This window comes from Streptomyces tendae, from assembly GCF_014650435.1.
GTDB lineage: Bacteria > Actinomycetota > Actinomycetes > Streptomycetales > Streptomycetaceae > Streptomyces > Streptomyces tendae.
The window spans coordinates 187,013-203,946 of sequence record NZ_BMUY01000006.1; the positions used below are offsets into that span (position 1 = coordinate 187,013).

The 16,934-nt window shown below is 73.3% G+C and carries 13 protein-coding genes; 11 read left to right on the forward strand and 2 right to left on the reverse strand.

The features are described from left to right. The first annotated feature begins 75 nt into the window (after window positions 1-75). The 8 genes from IE258_RS18060 to IE258_RS18095 all read left to right on the forward strand — a co-directional run bounded on the left by IE258_RS18060 (window position 76) and on the right by IE258_RS18095 (window position 11,410). Window positions 76-1,485: a phytoene desaturase family protein gene (locus tag IE258_RS18060; protein ID WP_189744698.1), complete on the forward strand. Its 1,410-nt coding sequence runs from the start codon at window positions 76-78 to the stop codon at window positions 1,483-1,485. Then, window positions 1,482-1,991: an O-acetyl-ADP-ribose deacetylase gene (locus tag IE258_RS18065; RefSeq protein WP_189744700.1), complete on the forward strand. Its 510-nt coding sequence runs from the start codon at window positions 1,482-1,484 to the stop codon at window positions 1,989-1,991. Before IE258_RS18060 ends, IE258_RS18065 begins: the two co-directional genes overlap by 4 nt. 116 nt (window positions 1,992-2,107) lie before the next feature. Beyond that, window positions 2,108-3,754: an ABC transporter substrate-binding protein gene (locus IE258_RS18070; RefSeq protein ID WP_229892192.1), complete on the forward strand. Its 1,647-nt coding sequence runs from the start codon at window positions 2,108-2,110 to the stop codon at window positions 3,752-3,754. Window positions 3,755-3,786: 32 nt separating this feature from the next. Beyond that, complete coding sequence (locus IE258_RS18075) at window positions 3,787-4,755, forward strand: ABC transporter permease (RefSeq protein WP_189745038.1); 969 nt, start codon at window positions 3,787-3,789, stop codon at window positions 4,753-4,755. A 5-nt stretch (window positions 4,756-4,760) separates the two neighbouring features. After that, window positions 4,761-5,648, forward strand: a complete 888-nt coding sequence (locus IE258_RS18080) for an ABC transporter permease (RefSeq protein WP_189744702.1) — start codon at window positions 4,761-4,763, stop codon at window positions 5,646-5,648. Beyond that, window positions 5,645-6,649: an ABC transporter ATP-binding protein gene (locus IE258_RS18085; RefSeq protein ID WP_189744704.1), complete on the forward strand. Its 1,005-nt coding sequence runs from the start codon at window positions 5,645-5,647 to the stop codon at window positions 6,647-6,649. Before IE258_RS18080 ends, IE258_RS18085 begins: the two co-directional genes overlap by 4 nt. After that, a complete protein-coding gene (locus IE258_RS18090; protein ID WP_189744706.1) occupies window positions 6,642-7,343 on the forward strand; it encodes an ABC transporter ATP-binding protein in 702 nt (233 codons plus the stop codon). Before IE258_RS18085 ends, IE258_RS18090 begins: the two co-directional genes overlap by 8 nt. 143 nt (window positions 7,344-7,486) lie before the next feature. Next, window positions 7,487-11,410: a glycoside hydrolase family 2 TIM barrel-domain containing protein gene (locus tag IE258_RS18095; RefSeq protein WP_189744708.1), complete on the forward strand. Its 3,924-nt coding sequence runs from the start codon at window positions 7,487-7,489 to the stop codon at window positions 11,408-11,410. Window positions 11,411-11,503: 93 nt separating this feature from the next. Here IE258_RS18095 and IE258_RS18100 read toward each other — a convergent pair whose 3' ends face one another. Next, a complete protein-coding gene (locus IE258_RS18100; RefSeq protein ID WP_127893474.1) occupies window positions 11,504-11,866 on the reverse strand; it encodes an ArsR/SmtB family transcription factor in 363 nt (120 codons plus the stop codon). 189 nt (window positions 11,867-12,055) lie between these two features. On the opposite strand from IE258_RS18100, the gene IE258_RS18105 reads away from it, so the two are divergent. The 3 genes from IE258_RS18105 (at window position 12,056) to IE258_RS18115 (ending at window position 16,092) form a co-directional block, all read left to right on the forward strand. Beyond that, window positions 12,056-13,969: a heavy metal translocating P-type ATPase gene (locus IE258_RS18105; RefSeq protein ID WP_189745042.1), complete on the forward strand. Its 1,914-nt coding sequence runs from the start codon at window positions 12,056-12,058 to the stop codon at window positions 13,967-13,969. A 106-nt stretch (window positions 13,970-14,075) separates the two neighbouring features. Next, entirely contained in the window at window positions 14,076-15,560 is a 1,485-nt protein-coding gene (locus tag IE258_RS18110; RefSeq protein WP_308434189.1) for an AlkA N-terminal domain-containing protein, read from the forward strand. Between the two features lie 37 nt (window positions 15,561-15,597). Next, on the forward strand, window positions 15,598-16,092 hold the full coding sequence (locus tag IE258_RS18115; RefSeq protein ID WP_189744710.1) for a methylated-DNA--[protein]-cysteine S-methyltransferase: 495 nt from the start codon (window positions 15,598-15,600) through the stop codon (window positions 16,090-16,092). On the opposite strand, the gene IE258_RS18120 is transcribed toward IE258_RS18115, so the two are convergent. Next, the gene (locus IE258_RS18120; RefSeq protein WP_189744712.1) at window positions 16,089-16,832 is read right to left on the reverse strand and encodes an SIR2 family NAD-dependent protein deacylase; all 744 of its coding nucleotides are present in this window, start codon (window positions 16,830-16,832) and stop codon (window positions 16,089-16,091) included. The two genes, IE258_RS18115 and IE258_RS18120, sit on opposite strands and share 4 nt — an antisense overlap. Between the last annotated feature and the right edge of the window lie 102 nt (window positions 16,833-16,934).

Below are 16,934 nucleotides of genomic sequence, written 5' to 3' on the forward strand. Positions count from 1 at the left end.
GCGCGCTGTCGGACCGCGGGCATATCCTGAACGCCAGTGGCCATCGGCAGACGAAGGGGTCCGAAGGTGCCGTCGATGCTCGATGCGGTCGTAGTGGGTGCGGGGCCGAACGGACTGACCGCAGCCGTGGAGCTGGCCCGCCGCGGCTTCTCGGTCGCCGTGTTCGAGGCGCAGGGCACCGTGGGCGGCGGTGCGCGCACGGAGGAGCTGACCCTGCCCGGCTTCCGGCACGACCCGTGCTCGGCCGCGCACCCCCTAGGCATCAATTCCCCGGCCTTCCGCCACCTGCCCCTCCAGCGGTACGGCCTCGAGTGGCTGCACCCCGGGCTGCCCATGGCGCACCCCTTCCTCGACGGCTCGGCAGCCGTGCTGTCCCGATCGGTCGGCGAGACGGCCGCCTCCTTCGGAGCGCGCGACGCCGGTGCGTACCGCAGGCTGGTCGAGCGCTTCCTGCCCAGGTGGGACACCCTGGCCCGGGACTTCATGTCGCTGCCGCTGACCGCGCTGCCCCGGGACCCGGTCACCCTCGCCAGGTTCGGACTGGTCGGCCTGCCCCCGTCGACGTGGCTGATGCGCCGCTTCCGCGACGAGAAGGCCAAGACCCTCTTCGCCGGGCTCGTCGCGCACGTGATGGCACCGCTCGGCGGCTTCGCGACCGGCGCCATAGGCCTGGTCTTCGCGCTGGCCGCGCACGCCCGCGGCTGGCCGGTGGCCCGCGGCGGCTCCCAGTCCATCTCCGACGCCCTGGCCGCGTACCTGAAGGACCTCGGCGGCACCGTCCACACCGACTACGAGGTCAAGCGCCTGGACGACCTGCCGCCCGCGCGTGCCTACGTCTTCGACACCTCGCCCACGGCCCTGGCCCGCATCGCGGGACTCGGCAACCACTACGCGAACTACCGGTACGGCCCGGGCGTCTTCAAGCTCGACTACGCGCTGGACGGCCCCGTCCCGTGGACGGCCGAGGCGCCGCGCAGCGCGGGCACCGTGCAGATCGGCGCCGACAGCGCGGAGATCGGCGCCGCCCTGGACGCCGCCTCCGGCACCGGCCGCGCGCCCGAGCGGCCGTTCCTCATCACCGTGCAGCCCAGCGTCGTCGACCCCGGCCGCGCCCCGGCCGGCAAGCATGTCTTCTGGGCGTACGGCCACGTCCCCAACGGCTGGACCGGCGACCTCACCGACGCCGTCGAACGCCAACTGGAACGCTTCGCCCCGGGGTTCCGCGACCGCGTGCTCGCCCGCGCCGCCGCCGGCCCGCCCGAACTCGCCGCCCGCAACGCCAACTACGTCGGCGGCGACATCGCCTCCGGCACGGTGTCCGGCCTGCAACTCCTCCTGCGCCCCAAGCTGTCCCTGTTCCCGTACTCGACCCCGCACCCGGCCGTCTTCATCTGCTCGTCGGCCACCCCGCCCGGCCCCGGCGTCCACGGCATGTCGGGCCACAACGCCGCGAAAGCAGTCTGGCGGCGACTAAGGCAGACATGACCGGCATCACCCTGGTCCAGGGCGACATCACCCGCGAGAGCGCCGACGCGATCGTGAACGCCGCCAACTCCTCCCTCCTCGGCGGAGGCGGCGTCGACGGCGCCATCCACCGGCGCGGCGGCCCCGCGATCCTGGCGGAGTGCCGCAGGCTGCGCGCGGGCCACCTGGGCAAGGGCCTGCCCACCGGCCGCGCGGTCGCCACCACCGCGGGCGACCTGGACGCGCGCTGGGTGATCCACACGGTCGGTCCGGTCTGGTCGGCCACCGAGGACCGCTCCGGCCTCCTCGCCTCCTGCTACCGCGAATCCCTGCGCACCGCCGACGAGTTGGGCGCCCGCACGGTCGCCTTCCCCGCCATCTCCACCGGCGTCTACCGCTGGCCGCTGGACGACGCCGCCCGCATCGCCATGGAGACGGTACGGGCCACACGGACGTCGGTCACCGAGGTCCGCTTCGTCCTCTTCGACACCCGGGCCTACGAGGCGTTCGCGACGCGGGCGGGCTGACCGCCCTCGGCGCCCCAACGCGCCCCGGGTACCGAGGGAGCCCCCTCCACCTGGCTTGACGCTTTATTGCGAGTGATGTGCAATAGCTGCGCATCGACAACAAGCGTGGGGGAGACATGACAGCCCGTCGGACCCGTTGGACCCGTCGGACCGATCGGAGACTTCCGATACGAACGGGGCTCCCGATCCGGAGTGCCGCCGCCCTGGTCGCGTTCGCCGCCGGTGCGACCGCCTGCTCCGCACCCTCGGACGGCGGGAAGGACGACGGCGCCGGGGCGGCCGAGTCCGTCGTGATCGGGGTCGCCTCGGAACCGGACACCCTCAGCCCGCTGCTCGGCTACGGCAAGGACGGCAACTCCAAGATCTTCGACGGGCTGCTCGCCCGTGACACCGACCTGAAGCTGAAGCCGGCGCTCGCCACCGCGCTGCCGAAGGTCACCGACGGCGGCCGTACGTACACGTACACCCTGCGCGACGGCGTGAAGTTCAGCGACGGCGAACCGCTGACGGCCCAGGACGTCGTGTACACCTACCGCACCGTCCTCGACGAGAAGACCAACAACACCGCCCGCAGCGAACTCGACGCCGTCGAGGGCGTCCGCGCCAGCGGGGACGACACCGTCGTCTTCACGCTCAAGTACCCCTACGCGCCCTTCGCCGCCCGCACCGTCCTGCCCATCGTCCCCGAGCACGTCGCGGGGAAGCAGGACCCCAACACCGGCGACTTCAACACCGAGCCGGTCGGCACCGGACCGTACGTGCTCACCAACTGGAGCAAGGGCGAGAAGCTCGCCTTCAAGGCCAACCCGCACTACTGGGGAGGCAGGCCCGCGGTGAAGTCCTTCACCATGGCGATCGTCCCCGACGACAACGTCCGCGCCACCCGGCTGCGCTCCGGCGACCTCGACGGCGCCGTCCTGCCGCCCAACCTCGCCGCCACCTTCCAGAAGGACGACGGACGGCGGACGTACCGCGCCAGGTCCTACGACTTCCGGGCCGTCACCCTGCCCACCTCCGGCAAGGTGACCGGTGACCGGGCCGTCCGCAGGGCCCTGGACGCCGCCGTGGACCGGCAGGCCATGGTCGACAAGATCCTCGACGGCGCGGGCCGGCCCGCGTACGGCCCGCTGCCCGTGGACGACCCCTGGTACGAGGGCGGCATCGAGCGCCCGCACGACCTCGCCGGGGCCAAGCGCATCCTGGACGCGGCCGGCTGGAAGCCCGGCTCCGGCGGCATCCGCGCCAAGGACGGACGGCGCGCTTCCTTCACCCTCTACTACCCCTCCGGCGACAAGGTCCGCCAGGACCACGCGCTCGCCTACGCCTCCGACGCCAAGAAGGCCGGTATCGAGGTCAAGGTGGAGGGCGCCACCTGGGAGGTCATCGAGCCGCGGATGAAGTCCGACGCGGTCCTCGCGGGCTTCGGCAGCGTCGGCGACCCCGACTTCGGCCTCTACACCCTGCTGCACTCCGCCCTCGCCGGTGACGGCTTCAACAACATGGCCCACTACGACAACCCGGCCGTGGACGAGGCCCTCGACGCCGGGCGCCGCAGCCAGGACCCGAAGGTCCGCGCCGCCGCCTACGACAAGATCCAGCAGGCCCTCGTGGGGGACCCCGGCTACACCTTCCTCACCCACATCGACCACCTCTACGTCCTCGCCGATCGCTGGGAGGGGCTGACCACCCAACTGGAGCCGCACGAGCACGGCTTCGCCAGCGGGCCCTGGTGGAACATCGAGGACTGGCGGCCGAAGAAGTGATCCGGTCGGCCCGGCGACTGCCCTGGGGCGCGATGGCCCGGCTGGCGGGACGGCGCGCACTGTTCGCCGTCCCCGTCGTCCTCGTCGTCACCTTCGGCGTGTTCGCGATCGCCGCCGCCTCGCCCTTCGACCCCGTCCAGGCGTACGCAGGCACCGCCGCGCTCGGCGCCGACCAGGAGACCCTGGACCGGCTGCGCGAGAACCTCGGGGTGGACGAGTCCTTCGTCGTGCGCTGGTGGCACTGGCTGACCTCCGCGCTCACCGGCGACCTCGGCCACTCCAGCGTGCTGCGGCAGCCGGTGACGCAGGTGATCGGGGAACGGCTGGTGTGGTCCGCGCTGCTGTGCGCCGTCGCCTTCGCCGCCGCCGTGACCCTCGGCACGCTCCTCGGCGTGCTGGCCGCCCGCAGGCCCGGCTCGACGCTCGACCGGGCGGTCACCTCCCTCGCGTACACCCTGGAGGCGGCGCCGGTCTTCTGGATCGCGCTGCTCGCCGTGTGGCTGTTCGCCCTCCAGTGGGACGTGCTGCCGGCCGGCGGACTGACCGACACCGCCAGCGAACAGGTCACCCCGGGGCAGGTCGCATCCCACATCGTGCTGCCCGCCGGGGTGCTGGCCGTCTCCCAACTGCCCTGGTTCACCCTCTACGTGCGCCAGGGCGTCGCCGACGCCCTCGCGGAGGACCCGGTGCGCGGCGCGCGGGCCCGCGGACTGGGGGAGGGGACCGTCCTGGTCGGACACGCCCTGCGCTCGGGGCTGCTGCCCGTCCTCACCCTGATCGGCTCCCGCGTTCCCGAACTCATCACCGGCGCCCTGCTGGTGGAGAGCGTCTTCAGCTGGCCGGGCATCGCCGCCGCCACCGTCGAGGCCGCCACCGCCGTCGACTTCCCGCTGCTCGCCGCCCTGACCACCCTCGCGACCGCCGCCGTACTCGCCGGCAACCTGCTGGCCGACCTGCTCTACGGACTCTTCGACCCGAGGGTGAAGCTCAGTGAGATGTGATGTCCATGGCTGACGTCGCCGCCGAGAAGACCGGCACCGTCTGGCGCTCCCGCGGCGGCGGCCGCCGCTCCACCCGCACCCTGCGGCTGCGCACCTCCGCCGTGCTGCTGACCGCGACCGTGCTCGCCGTGCTGCTCGTGCCGCCGCTGGTGCAACTGGACCAGCAGGCCGTCGACCTGGCCGCCAAACTGCAGGCCCCGAGCCTCGCCCACCCGTTCGGCACCGACGACGTCGGCCGCGACCTGCTGCTGCGCTGCGTGTACGGCCTGCGCGTCTCGCTGCTCGTCGGAGTGGCGGCAGCGCTGACCGCGACGGTCGTCGGCACCGCCGTGGGCGCCGTCGCAGGGGCGCTCGGCGGCTGGGTCGACCGGGGCGTGATGCGGGCGGTCGACACCATCTCCTCCGTGCCCCACCTGCTGCTGGGCATCTTCATCGTCGCGATGTTCCGGCCGGGCGTCTGGCCGGTGGTCGCCTCCGTCGCGCTCACCCACTGGCTGTCCACCGCGCGCATCGTCCGCGCCGAGGTGCTGTCCCTGCGCGCCCGTCCGCACATCGACGCGGCCGTCTCCGGCGGCGCGTCCCGGTGGCGGGTGACGGTGCGGCACCTGCTGCCGGGCGTACTGCCGCAGGCCGCGCTGGCCGCCGTACTGATGGTGCCGCACGCCATGTGGCACGAGTCGGCACTGTCCTTCCTCGGCCTCGGGCTGCCCACCCACACCGCGAGCCTCGGCAACCTGATCCAGGAGGCCCGGGGTTCGCTGCTGGCCGGGCAGTGGTGGCCGACGCTCTTCCCCGGCCTGTTCATCATCGTGCCCACCCTCGCCGTCGCCGGACTCGCGGGCGCCTGGCGGGAGCGGATCAACCCCCGTCGCCGATCGGAGCTGATGCTGTGACCGAGCGAGCCCCCGTGCTGTCGGTACGCGGTCTGTCGGTACGCTTCCTGATGCCGGGCGGGCGCCGGGTCGCCGCCGTCACCGACGCCCACTTCGACGTGGCGGCCGGCGAGTGCCTGGCCCTGATCGGCGAGAGCGGCTGCGGCAAGTCCGTCCTCGCCTCCGCCCTGCTCGGGCTGCTGCCCGGCAACGCGCAGACCGCGGGCCGCGCGCTCCTCGGCGAGCTGGACCTGCTCGCCGCCGACGAGCGGACCCTCGCCCGTACGGTGCGGGGCCGGCTGATCGGCCTGGTCCCGCAGAGCCCGGCCGCCCACCTCACCCCGGTCCGCACCGTCCGGGCGCAACTGGAGGAGACGGTCGCGGAACTCACCGCGCCCCGCGGCGGTCGCAAGGCACTGCGGGCGGCCGCCGAGGCCGCCGCCGAGCGCGCCGCGTTCCCGGTGGACCACCTCGACCACCACCCGCACGAACTCTCCGGCGGCCTCGCCCAGCGCGCCGCCACCGCCCTCGCCCTGGTCGGCGACGCGCCCCTGCTGCTCGCCGACGAACCGACCACCGGGCTCGACCGCGACCTGGTGGACCACACGGTCGACGAACTGCGGCGACATGTCGACAACACCGAAGGCGCGGGAGCCCGGCCCGACACCGGCCGCGCCCTGCTGCTGATCACCCACGACCTGGCCGCCGCCGAGCGCATCGCCGACCGCGTCGCCCTGATGTACGCCGGGCGCATCGTCGAACTCGCCGACGCCACCGCGTTCTTCGGCGCCCCCGGACCGCGCCACCCCTACGGCCGCGGGCTGCTCGACGCGCTGCCCGACCGTGCCTTCGCCCCCATTCCCGGCCTGCCGCCCGAACTCGGTGCGCTCCCCGACGGCTGTGCCTTCGCCGCCCGCTGCGACCGGACGACCGACGCCTGCGCCGCCATGCCCCCGCTGGGCGGCCAGGTGGCCTGCCACCACCCGCACGCCGTACTCACGAAGGCCGCCGACCGTGCTTGAACTGCACACCGTCACCGCCGGATACGACCGGAACGCGCCCGTGTTCCGGGGCGTCTCCCTGTCCGTCGCACCGGGGGAGGCGGTCGGGCTGCTCGGCCCCAGCGGCTGCGGCAAGTCCACCCTCGCCCGCGTCGCCGCCCTGCTGCACCGGCCCGACGCCGGCACGCTGCACCTCGACGGCACCCCCGTACGGCGCTGGCGGCACCGCGCCCCGCGGGACCAGCGCACCGCCTTCGGCGTCGTCTTCCAGCAGCCCCGCCTCTCCGCGGACCCGCGGCTCGCCCTGGCCGACCTGATCGCCGAACCGCTGCGTGCCACCGGCCGCCGGGACGAGGCCGCAGGCCGGATCGCCGAACTGTCGGCCACCGTGGGGCTGACCGCCGACCTGCTGGCCAGGCGCCCGCACGAGGTCAGCGACGGCCAGTTGCAGCGCGCCTGCCTGGCACGCGCCCTGGTGCTGCGCCCACGCTGGCTGGTGTGCGACGAGATGACGGCGATGCTCGACGCCTCGACCACGGCCGCCCTGGTCCGGGTCGTGGAGGAGTACCGGGCCGCGACCGGAGCGGGGCTGCTGGCCGTCGGCCACGACCGCGTCCTGCTGGACCGCTGGTGCGGGCGCACCGTCGACTGGGCGACCCTGACGGCCTCCGGCACGGACCCCTCCACCAGGAACGAACAAAGTCCGACGGGGTAATTGATTCGGTTGTGTTCGGGTTCTAGGGTGACCCGTGACTCAGTAGTCGCCGCGTCACCGGCAGTTGTGAACCACCCCCACGGCAACTGCCCTCACAGCACCGTGCGTTGAGCCGCCCCCGAAGCCCACGGAAGGCCACGGTCATGCCGCACTCGCCCGTGTCACCCGCCCAACCCCCGGCCCGTCCGGCCGGCCACCCCCGCCCGGTCGTCAGCCGCCGCCGTCTCCTGGAGGGCGGCGCCGCCGTCTTCGGTGCCCTCGCCCTGTCCGCGTCGCCCGTCGCCGCGCGGGCGGCCGGACACCGGGCGGCCGCCGACGGGACCCCGGAGTGGAACGACTTCGGCGTCTTCCGGCTCGGCACCGAACCGCCGCACGCCACGCTCACGCCCTACGCGGACGTCCGGCAGGCGCTCGCCGGCGACCGTGCCCGCTCGCCCTACCGGCTGAGCCTGGACGGCAGCTGGAAGTTCGCCTACGCCGACCGCCCCGAGGACCGGGACGCCGACTTCCACCGCACCGACGTGGACGACGGGGACTGGGAGACCATCCCGGTCCCCTCCGTGTGGCAGCTGCACGGCCACGACTTCCCCATCTACCTGAACATCACCTACCCGTACTGGGGCCCCAACGGCCTCGGCGAGGAGCCGCAGCCGCCCGCCGCGCCGACCCGCTACAACCCGGTCGGCCAGTACCGGCGCACCTTCACCGTCCCGCGCGACTGGACGGGCCGCCGCACCTTCCTGCACTTCGAGGGCGTCAAGTCCGCGCACTACGTGTGGATCAACGGCGAACCGGTCGGCTACGACGAGGACTCCTACACGCCCTCCGAGTACGACATCACCGACCACCTCAAGCCGGGCACCAACCAGATCGCCGTCGAGGTCTACCGCTACTCCGACGGCGACTGGATGGAGGACCAGGACATGATCCGGGTGAGCGGCATCTTCCGCTCGGTCCACCTCTACTCCACCCCGGCAGTGCACCTGCGCGACTTCAAGCTGGACACCCCGCTCGACGCCACCTACACCGGCGCCGAACTGGCCGTCACCGCGAGCGTGCGGGCGTACGGCGGGGGCGGCACCGGGAGCTACACCGTCGAGACCCAGCTCTACGACGCGCGCGGCCACGCCGTCTGGTCCCGGCCGCTGAAGCAGCCCGTCGACGTGGGCACGGCCCGCGCCGGCGAGGACGTCACCGTACGGGCCGCGAAGGCCGTGCCGAAGCCCCGGCTCTGGTCCGCCGAACACCCCAACCTCTACACGGCCGTCCTTCGCCTGCGGGACCCCGCAGGCAAGGTCACGGAGACCCTGTCCCACCGGGTCGGCTTCCGCGAGTTCGCGCTCAAGGACGGGCTGATGCGGATCAACGGCGAGCCGGTGTCCTTCCGCGGCACCAACCGCCACGAGATGCACCCCTCCCGCGGCACCGCCCTCACCCGCGAGGACATGGTCGAGGACATCACGATCATCAAGCGGATGAACATGAACAGCGTCCGCACCTCGCACTACCCGAACAACCCGTACTGGCTGGAACTGGCCGACGAGTACGGCCTCTACCTCGTCGACGAGACCAACCTGGAGACCCACGGCATCCGCGACGAGTACCCCGGCGACCACCCGGACTGGGCCGCCGCCTGCGTGGCCCGCGCGCAGAACATGGTGCACCGCGACAAGAACCACGCCTCGGTCGTCATCTGGTCGCTGGGCAACGAGGCGGGCGGCGGCTCCACCTTCAGCGCCATGCACGACTGGATCCGCTCCTACGACGACACCCGCGTCATCCAGTACGAGGGCGACGACCGCCCCGGCGTCAGCGACATCCGCTCGGAGATGTACGACAGCCCGCAGCGCGTCGAGCAGCGCGCGAAGGACACCGCCGACACCCGGCCGTACGTCATGATCGAGTACGCCCACTCGATGGGCAACTCCACCGGCAACTTCAAGAAGTACTGGGACATCGTCCGCCGGTACGACGTCCTCCAGGGCGGCTGGATCTGGGACTTCGTCGACCAGTCCCTCTACACGCCCGTCCCCGCCCGCACCCTGCTCACCGAGGCCGGGCCGGCCGGGCTGCGCGGCGAGATCCTCGCCACCCGCGGCACCCTCGACCGCGCCAAGGGCCTGTCCGGCATCACCGTCTTCGAGCGCGACGACAGCCTCGACCTCACGGGCTCCCTGACCCTGGAGGCATGGGTCACCCCGCACGTGACGGGCTACCACCAGCCGATCATCGCCAAGGGCGACACCCAGTACGCGCTGAAGCAGAACGGCCGGACGCTGGAGTTCTTCATCCACTCCGAAGGCCAGTGGATCACCGCGAACTGGACCGTGCCGGACGACTGGACAGGCCGCGAGCACCACCTCGCGGGTGTCTTCGACGCGGACGCCGGCACCCTGACCCTCTACGTCGACGGCGTCGAACGGGCCACCCGCACCACCGACCGGCGCCCCAGCAGCAACACCGCGCCCCTCGCCCTCGCCACCGACGCCGACCAGCAGGTACGGGAGTTCAGCGGCACCATCCGCCGGGCCCGCGTCTACGCCCGCGCCCTCGGCGCCGCCGAACTGGCCTCCGAGAGCCGCGGCCCCGGCGACGACGGCGTGCGGTTCTGGTTCGACGCCGCCACCGTGAAGAGCGAGCAGAAGCGGCCCGGGGACAAGACGTTCCTCGCCTACGGCGGCGACTGGGGCGACAACCCCAACGACGGCGCCTTCGTCGCCGACGGCATCGTCACCGCCGACCGCGGCCACACCGGCAAGGCGGCCGAGGTCAAGCGCGTCTACCAGGCGATCAACGCCGCCCGCACCCCCGGCGGCGTCCCCGGCGCGGTCACCCTCACCAACGAGTACCTCTTCACCCGCCTGCACGAGTTCGACGGCCGCTGGGAACTCGTCGCCGACGGCGAGGTCGTACGGCGCGGCAAGCTGACCCGGGAGCAGCTGGACGTGGCACCGCGGTCGAGCAAGGACATCACCGTCCCCGTCCGGCTGCCGGACGACCCCGCCCCGGGCACCGAGTACTTCCTGCACCTCTCCTTCACCACCAAGGAATCCACCCCGTGGGCGAAGGCCGGCTTCGAGGTGGCCCGGCAGCAGCTCCCCGTCGAGGCCGGCACCCGGGCCGTGACCCCGGCCCGCCTGGCGAGCGTCCCGGCCCTGCGCCACGAGGACCGCGACCGGGACGTCGAGGTCACCGGCAAGGGCTTCTCGGTCACCGTCGACAAGCGCACCGGCACCATCACCTCCTACGAGGCGAAGGGCACCCGGCTGATCACCTCCGGGCCGGTGCCCAACTTCTGGCGCGCGCCCACCGACAACGACAAGGGCAACGGCCAGCACACCCGCAACCAGACCTGGCGCGACGCGGGCGCCCGCCGGACGGTCACCGACGTCGCCGTGCGCGCGCTCGGCGACCGGGCCGTCGAGATCAAGGTCACCGGCACCCTGCCCACCTCGGTGGAGTCCACGTACACCACCACCTACACGGTGTTCGGCAACGCCGAGATCAAGGTCGACAACACCCTGCACCCGGGCGCCGCGAGCCTGCCGTACCTCCCCGAGGTCGGCACGATGCTGTTCCTGCCGCGCCGCCTGGACCGCGTGCACTGGTACGGCCGCGGTCCCGAGGAGAACCACTGGGACCGCAACGACGGCACGGACGTCGGCCGGTACTCCGGGACCGTCGCCGAGCAGTGGACCCCGTACATCCGCCCGCAGGAGAACGGCAACAAGACCGACGTCCGCTGGATCGCCCTCACCGACCGCCACGGAGTGGGCCTGCTCGCCTCCGGCGAACCCCTGCTGGAGGCGAACGCCTCCTTCTTCACCCCGGAGGACCTGTCGGCCGGAGTGCGGCACGACTACCAGCTCACCCCGAGGGACCAGGTCGTCCTGCGCCTGAACCACCGGCAGATGGGCGTCGGCGGCGACAACAGCTGGGGCGCGCACACCCACGACGAGTTCAAGCTCTTCGCCGACCGGGACTACACGTACACCTACCGGCTGCGCCCGCTCACCGACGTCCGGGACGCGACGCGCGCCTCGCGGCGGCCGACGGCGACGGAGTAGCGGACGGGAACTGGGGGAGTAGCGGACGGGAACTGGGGGAGTAGCGGACGGGAACTGGGGGAGTAGCGGACGGGAGACAGGGGAGCGGCGCCGTCACTCGGCGGCGTCGCTGATCCCCAGTCGCAGGTGCTCCACGTGGTACACGGCCTGGTCGAGCAGGCCGGCGACATGGTCGTCGTGCAGGGCGTACACCACCGAACGGCCCCGGCGCTCGCCGACCACCAGGCCCAGATTGCGCAGCAGCCGCAGCTGGTGCGAGCAGGCCGACTGCTCCATGCCGACCTCCGCCGCCAACTCGGTGGCGGGCAGCGGGCCTTCGCGCAGCCGGGCGAGGATCAGCAGCCGGGACGGGGTGGACAGGGCCTGCAGGGTCGTGGCCACCTTCGCGACGTTGTCCGCGTCCAGGCGCACCCGCTCGGCGGCGTCCTGCGCGGTGGTGGCGGCTCCGTGACCCATGCGGTCATCTTACGCATCGCCCGGAGGACCCACGGAGGGCTTAAGGACGCATGGGGGGCCTAAGGACGCACGGAGGGCCTACGGACGCACGGAGGGCTTGAGGACGCACGGAGGACTTAAGGACCACGGAGGACTCCGAGGTGGCACATGAACAGATGAACGAATGAATGAGTCTTCATGTGTTCCTGTATGGTGTGGCGCGTGTCCACCACCCTCGCCCCCGCTCCGCAGGCCGCGTCCACCACCGCGGCGCCGCCCCGCCGCCGCACCCGCGTCCTCGCCCTGCCCGAGGCCCGCTGGGCGCTCGTCTCCCTCGTCGCCTTCCTCCTGGCCCTGCCCCTCGACCTCGGCGGCGCCCCCGCCTGGACCCACGGCGCCCTGTACGTCATCGCCTACGCCGCAGGCGGCTGGGAGCCCGCGCTCGAAGGGCTGCGGGCGCTGCGCGAGAAGACCCTCGACGTCGACCTGCTGATGATCGTGGCGGCGCTCGGCGCGGCCGCCATCGGGCAGGTGCTCGACGGCGCCCTGCTGATCGTCATCTTCGCCACCTCCGGCGCCCTGGAGGCCCTGGCCACCGCCCGCACCGCCGACTCCGTGCGCGGCCTGCTCGACCTCGCGCCCACCACCGCGACCCGGGTCCGGGACGGCGGCGAGGAGACCGTCCCGACCGCCGAGCTCGCCGTCGGTGACCTGGTCCTGGTCCGGCCGGGGGAGCGGATCGGCGCCGACGGCACGGTCGTCGAGGGCACCGGAGAGGTCGACCAGGCCACCATCACCGGCGAGTCGCTCCCCGTGCTCAAGCGCACCGGCGACGACGTCTTCGCCGGCACCCTCAACGGCACCGGCGCCCTGCGCGTCCGCGTCGGGCGCGACCCGGCCGACTCGGTCATCGCCAGGATCGTCACCCTGGTCGAGGAGGCGTCCCGCACCAAGGCGCCGACCCAGCTGTTCATCGAGAAGATCGAGCAGCGCTACTCGGTCGGCGTGGTCGTCGCCACCCTCGCGGTCTTCGGCATCCCGCTCGCCTTCGGCGCCGACCTCACGGACGCCCTGCTGCGTGCCATGACCTTCATGATCGTCGCCTCGCCGTGCGCGGTCGTCCTGGCGACCATGCCGCCGCTGCTCTCGGCCATCGCCAACGCCGGCCGGCACGGCGTCCTGGTCAAGTCGGCGGTCGCCATGGAACGCCTAGGCGAGATCGACACCGCCGCCCTCGACAAGACCGGCACCCTCACCGAGGGCACCCCCGAGGTGACCGCCGTGACCCCGGTGGCCGGTGCCGGGGTCGACGAGGACGCCCTCCTCGCCCTCGCGGCCGCGGCCGAGCACCCCAGCGAGCACCCGCTGGCCCGCGCGATCGTGGCCGCCGCCCGCTCCCGACAGCTGCCGCTCGCGCCCGTGGAGGACTTCACGGCGGCTCCCGGCCGCGGCGTGACGGCCGTGATCGACGGCCGCACGGTGCACGTCGGCCGCGCGGACAGCCCCGAGGGCGCCGAGACCACCGTCCGCGTCACCCGCGACGGCACGCTTCTCGGCACCCTCGCCCTCACCGACCGCGTCCGTGCCGACGCCGCCCCGGCCACCGCCGCGCTCACCGCCCTCACCGGCACCGCCCCCGCCCTGCTCACCGGCGACCACGCGGCCGCCGCCGCCCGGGTGGCCGACGCGACCGGCATCACCGACATCCGCGCCGGCCTGCTGCCCGAGGACAAGGTCGAGGCCGTACGGGAGCGGGAGCGGGCGGGCCGCAAGGTGCTCTTCGTCGGCGACGGCGTCAACGACGCCCCCGCGCTGGCCGCCGCGCACGCCGGCGTCGCCATGGGCGGGGCCGGCTCCGACCTCGCCCTGGAGACCGCCGACGCCGTCGTCGTACGCGACGAGCTGACGGCCGTGCCCGCCGTCGTGCGGCTCTCCCGGCGCGCACGGCGGCTGGTCGTCCAGAACCTGGCCGTCGCCGGTGTCTGCATCACCGTCCTCGTCCTGTGGGACCTGATCGGTCACCTCCCGCTGCCGCTCGGTGTCGCCGGTCACGAGGGCTCGACCGTGCTGGTCGGCCTGAACGGCCTGCGGCTGCTGCGCGAGTCGGCCTGGCGCGCGGAGTGATCCGCGAGACACCGGCAGGCGGAGTGATCCGCGGAAGCGCAGCACGGGTCACGTCGATGTCGGATTCCCGCCAGCCCGCACCCGTCCCGGGGGTCATCCTGGATACATGCAGACGGGAATGCACACCGACACCGAGCGCTGCGTGCGCGCCGTGCAGTCGAAGGACGCGCGGTTCGACGGCTGGTTCTTCACGGCCGTCCTGACGACCCGCATCTACTGCCGGCCCAGCTGCCCGGTGGTGCCGCCCAAGCCCGCGAACATGACCTTCTACCCGAGCGCGGCGGCCTGCCAGCAGGCCGGGTTCCGGGCGTGCAAGCGCTGCCGCCCGGACACCAGCCCCGGCTCGCCCGAGTGGAACCGGCGCGCCGACCTCACGGCCCGCGCCATGCGCCTGATCGCCGACGGCGTCGTCGACCGCGAGGGCGTGCCCGGCCTCGCCGCCCGCCTCGGCTACAGCACCCGGCAGGTCGAACGCCAGCTCCTGGCCGAACTGGGCGCCGGCCCCCTCGCGCTCGCCCGGGCCCAGCGCGCCCAGACCGCACGGCTGCTGATCGAGACCACCCCGCTGCCCATGGCGGACATCGCCTTCGCGGCCGGCTTCTCCTCCATCCGCACCTTCAACGGCACGGTCCGCGAGGTCTACGCCCTCTCCCCGAGCGAACTGCGCACCCGCGCCCCCAGGAACCGCCCCGCCCCCACCGCTCCCGGCGCCCTGTCCCTCCGCCTCCCCTTCCGCACCCCGCTCAACCCCGACAACCTCTTCGGCCACCTCGCCGCCACCGCCGTACCCGGCGTGGAGGAGTGGAAGGACGGCGCGTACCGGCGCACTCTGCGCCTCCCGTACGGTCACGGCATCGTGACCCTCACCCCCAACCCCGATCACATCGCCTGCCGCCTCACCCTCAGCGACCTGCGCGACCTGACCGTCGCCATCAGCCGCTGCCGGCGCCTGCTCGACCTGGACGCCGACCCGACGGCGATCGACGACCAACTGCGGGCCGACCCGCTGCTCGCACCGCTCGTCGACAAGGCCCCCGGGCGGCGGGTGCCGCGCACGGTGGACGAGGCGGAGTTCGCCGTACGGGCCGTGCTCGGGCAGCAGGTCTCCACCGCCGCCGCCCGTACGCACGCCGCCCGCCTGGTCACCGCGCACGGCGATCCGGTGGACGACCCCGAGGGCGGCCTGACCCACCTCTTCCCGTCCACCGCGGCACTGGCGGCGGTGGACCCCGAGACCCTCGCCATGCCGCGGACCCGCCGCACCACCTTCACCACCCTGGTCACCCACCTGGCCGACGGCTCGCTCAACCTGGGCGTCGAATCCGACTGGGCCGAGACCCGCGACCGGCTCCTGGCCCTCCCCGGCTTCGGTCCCTGGACCGCCGACGTCATCGCCATGCGCGCCCTCGGCGACCCCGACGCCTTCCTCCCCACCGACCTCGGCATCCGCCGCGCCGCCGCCGAACTGGGCCTGCCCTCCACTCCGGCCGCGCTCACCGCCCGCGCGGCGGCCTGGCGGCCCTGGCGGGCGTACGCCGTCCAGTACCTGTGGGCGACCGACGACCACCCGATCAACTTCCTGCCCGTATGAGCCCTTTTGAGCCCGTCCGAGGAGTCGGAGCGAACCCGTGAAACACCACACCGTGATCGACAGCCCCTACGGTGCCCTCACCCTCGTCGCCGAGGACGGCGCCCTGTGCGGCCTCTACATGACCGACCAGCGCCACCGCCCGCCCGAGGAGACCTTCGGCGCCCGGGACGAACGCCCCTTCGCCGAGACCGAGGAGCAACTGGAGGCCTACTTCGCGGGCGAACTGAAGGACTTCACCCTCGGCCTGCGGCTGAACGGCACCGCGTTCCAGCGCACCGTCTGGGCGCAGCTCCAAAAGATCCCCTACGGCGAGACCCGCACCTACGGCGAGCTCGCCGCCGCCCTCGGCAACCCCACCGCCTCCCGCGCGGTGGGCCTCGCCAACGGCCGCAACCCGATCGGCATCATCGTCCCCTGCCACCGCGTCATCGGCGCGAGCGGCGGCCTCACCGGCTACGGCGGCGGCCTGGACCGCAAGCAGCGACTGCTCGACTTCGAACGGGGGACGGCGGGACCGGAGCCGTTGTTCTAGGCCCCTGTCCCCGGCGAGCCCAGCCCGCGCAGCAGCTCGGGCAGGGCGGTGCCGATCGGCTCCCGGACCACCTCGTCGGCCAGGTCGTCATAGGGCGTCGGCTCCGCGTTGACGACGATCAGCCGGGCCCCGTGCTCGACGGCGACGCCGGCCAGTCCGGCGGCGGGCTCCACCTGGAGACTGGTGCCGACGGCGACGAACACCTGGCACGCCTTGCTGATGGCGGCCGCCTCGCCCAGCACCACCGGGTCGAGGCGCTCGCCGAACATCACCGTCGCCGGCTTCAGGACGCCGCCGCAGTCCAGGCACGGCGGATCGTCCTCACCGGCCTCGATCCGGGCGAGGGCATCCGCCATCGGGCCCCGGGCTCCGCAGCCGGTGCACACACAGGCGCGAGCGGTGCCGTGCAGTTCGAGGACCTTGCGGGCGGAGACCCCGGCGAGCTGGTGCAGACCGTCCACGTTCTGCGTGAGCACGCGGACCGGTACCCCGCGCCGCTCCAGGTAGGCCACCGCGCGGTGCGCCGCGTTCGGCTCGGCGTGCAGCGCCGCGGTCTCGCGCCGCATCAGCCAGGAGCGCCGCCGGATCTCCGGATCGGCCATGTAGTACTCGTACGTGACGAGCTTCTCGGCCTCCGGGTCGCGCCGCCACAGCCCGTTCGGACCGCGGTAGTCGGGAATGCCGGAGTCGGTCGAAACGCCGGCACCGCTGAGGATGGCGACGAGGGGCTTGCCGGTCATGCGGTCGAGGGTAGGGCGCCGGTGGGGCGGTCGGCGAAGGGTTATCGGTACGGATGGTCGGCGGCACGACTGGTCACCGGTAGGGAGGGTTGCCGATGACTG

Excerpts from the sequence above, each read along its gene's own strand:
- IE258_RS18095 (WP_189744708.1), top strand. The coding sequence starts at position 7,487 with ATGCCGCACTCGCCCGTGTCACCCGCCCAACCCCCGGCCCGTCCGGCC.
- IE258_RS18080 (WP_189744702.1), top strand. The coding sequence starts at position 4,761 with ATGGCTGACGTCGCCGCCGAGAAGACCGGCACCGTCTGGCGCTCCCGC.
- IE258_RS18110 (WP_308434189.1), top strand. The coding sequence starts at position 14,076 with ATGCAGACGGGAATGCACACCGACACCGAGCGCTGCGTGCGCGCCGTG.
- IE258_RS18060 (WP_189744698.1), top strand. The coding sequence starts at position 76 with ATGCTCGATGCGGTCGTAGTGGGTGCGGGGCCGAACGGACTGACCGCA.
- IE258_RS18105 (WP_189745042.1), top strand. The coding sequence starts at position 12,056 with ATGGTGTGGCGCGTGTCCACCACCCTCGCCCCCGCTCCGCAGGCCGCG.
- IE258_RS18100 (WP_127893474.1), bottom strand. The coding sequence starts at position 11,866 with ATGGGTCACGGAGCCGCCACCACCGCGCAGGACGCCGCCGAGCGGGTG.
- IE258_RS18120 (WP_189744712.1), bottom strand. The coding sequence starts at position 16,832 with ATGACCGGCAAGCCCCTCGTCGCCATCCTCAGCGGTGCCGGCGTTTCG.
- IE258_RS18075 (WP_189745038.1), top strand. The coding sequence starts at position 3,787 with ATGGCCCGGCTGGCGGGACGGCGCGCACTGTTCGCCGTCCCCGTCGTC.
- IE258_RS18070 (WP_229892192.1), top strand. The coding sequence starts at position 2,108 with ATGACAGCCCGTCGGACCCGTTGGACCCGTCGGACCGATCGGAGACTT.
- IE258_RS18065 (WP_189744700.1), top strand. The coding sequence starts at position 1,482 with ATGACCGGCATCACCCTGGTCCAGGGCGACATCACCCGCGAGAGCGCC.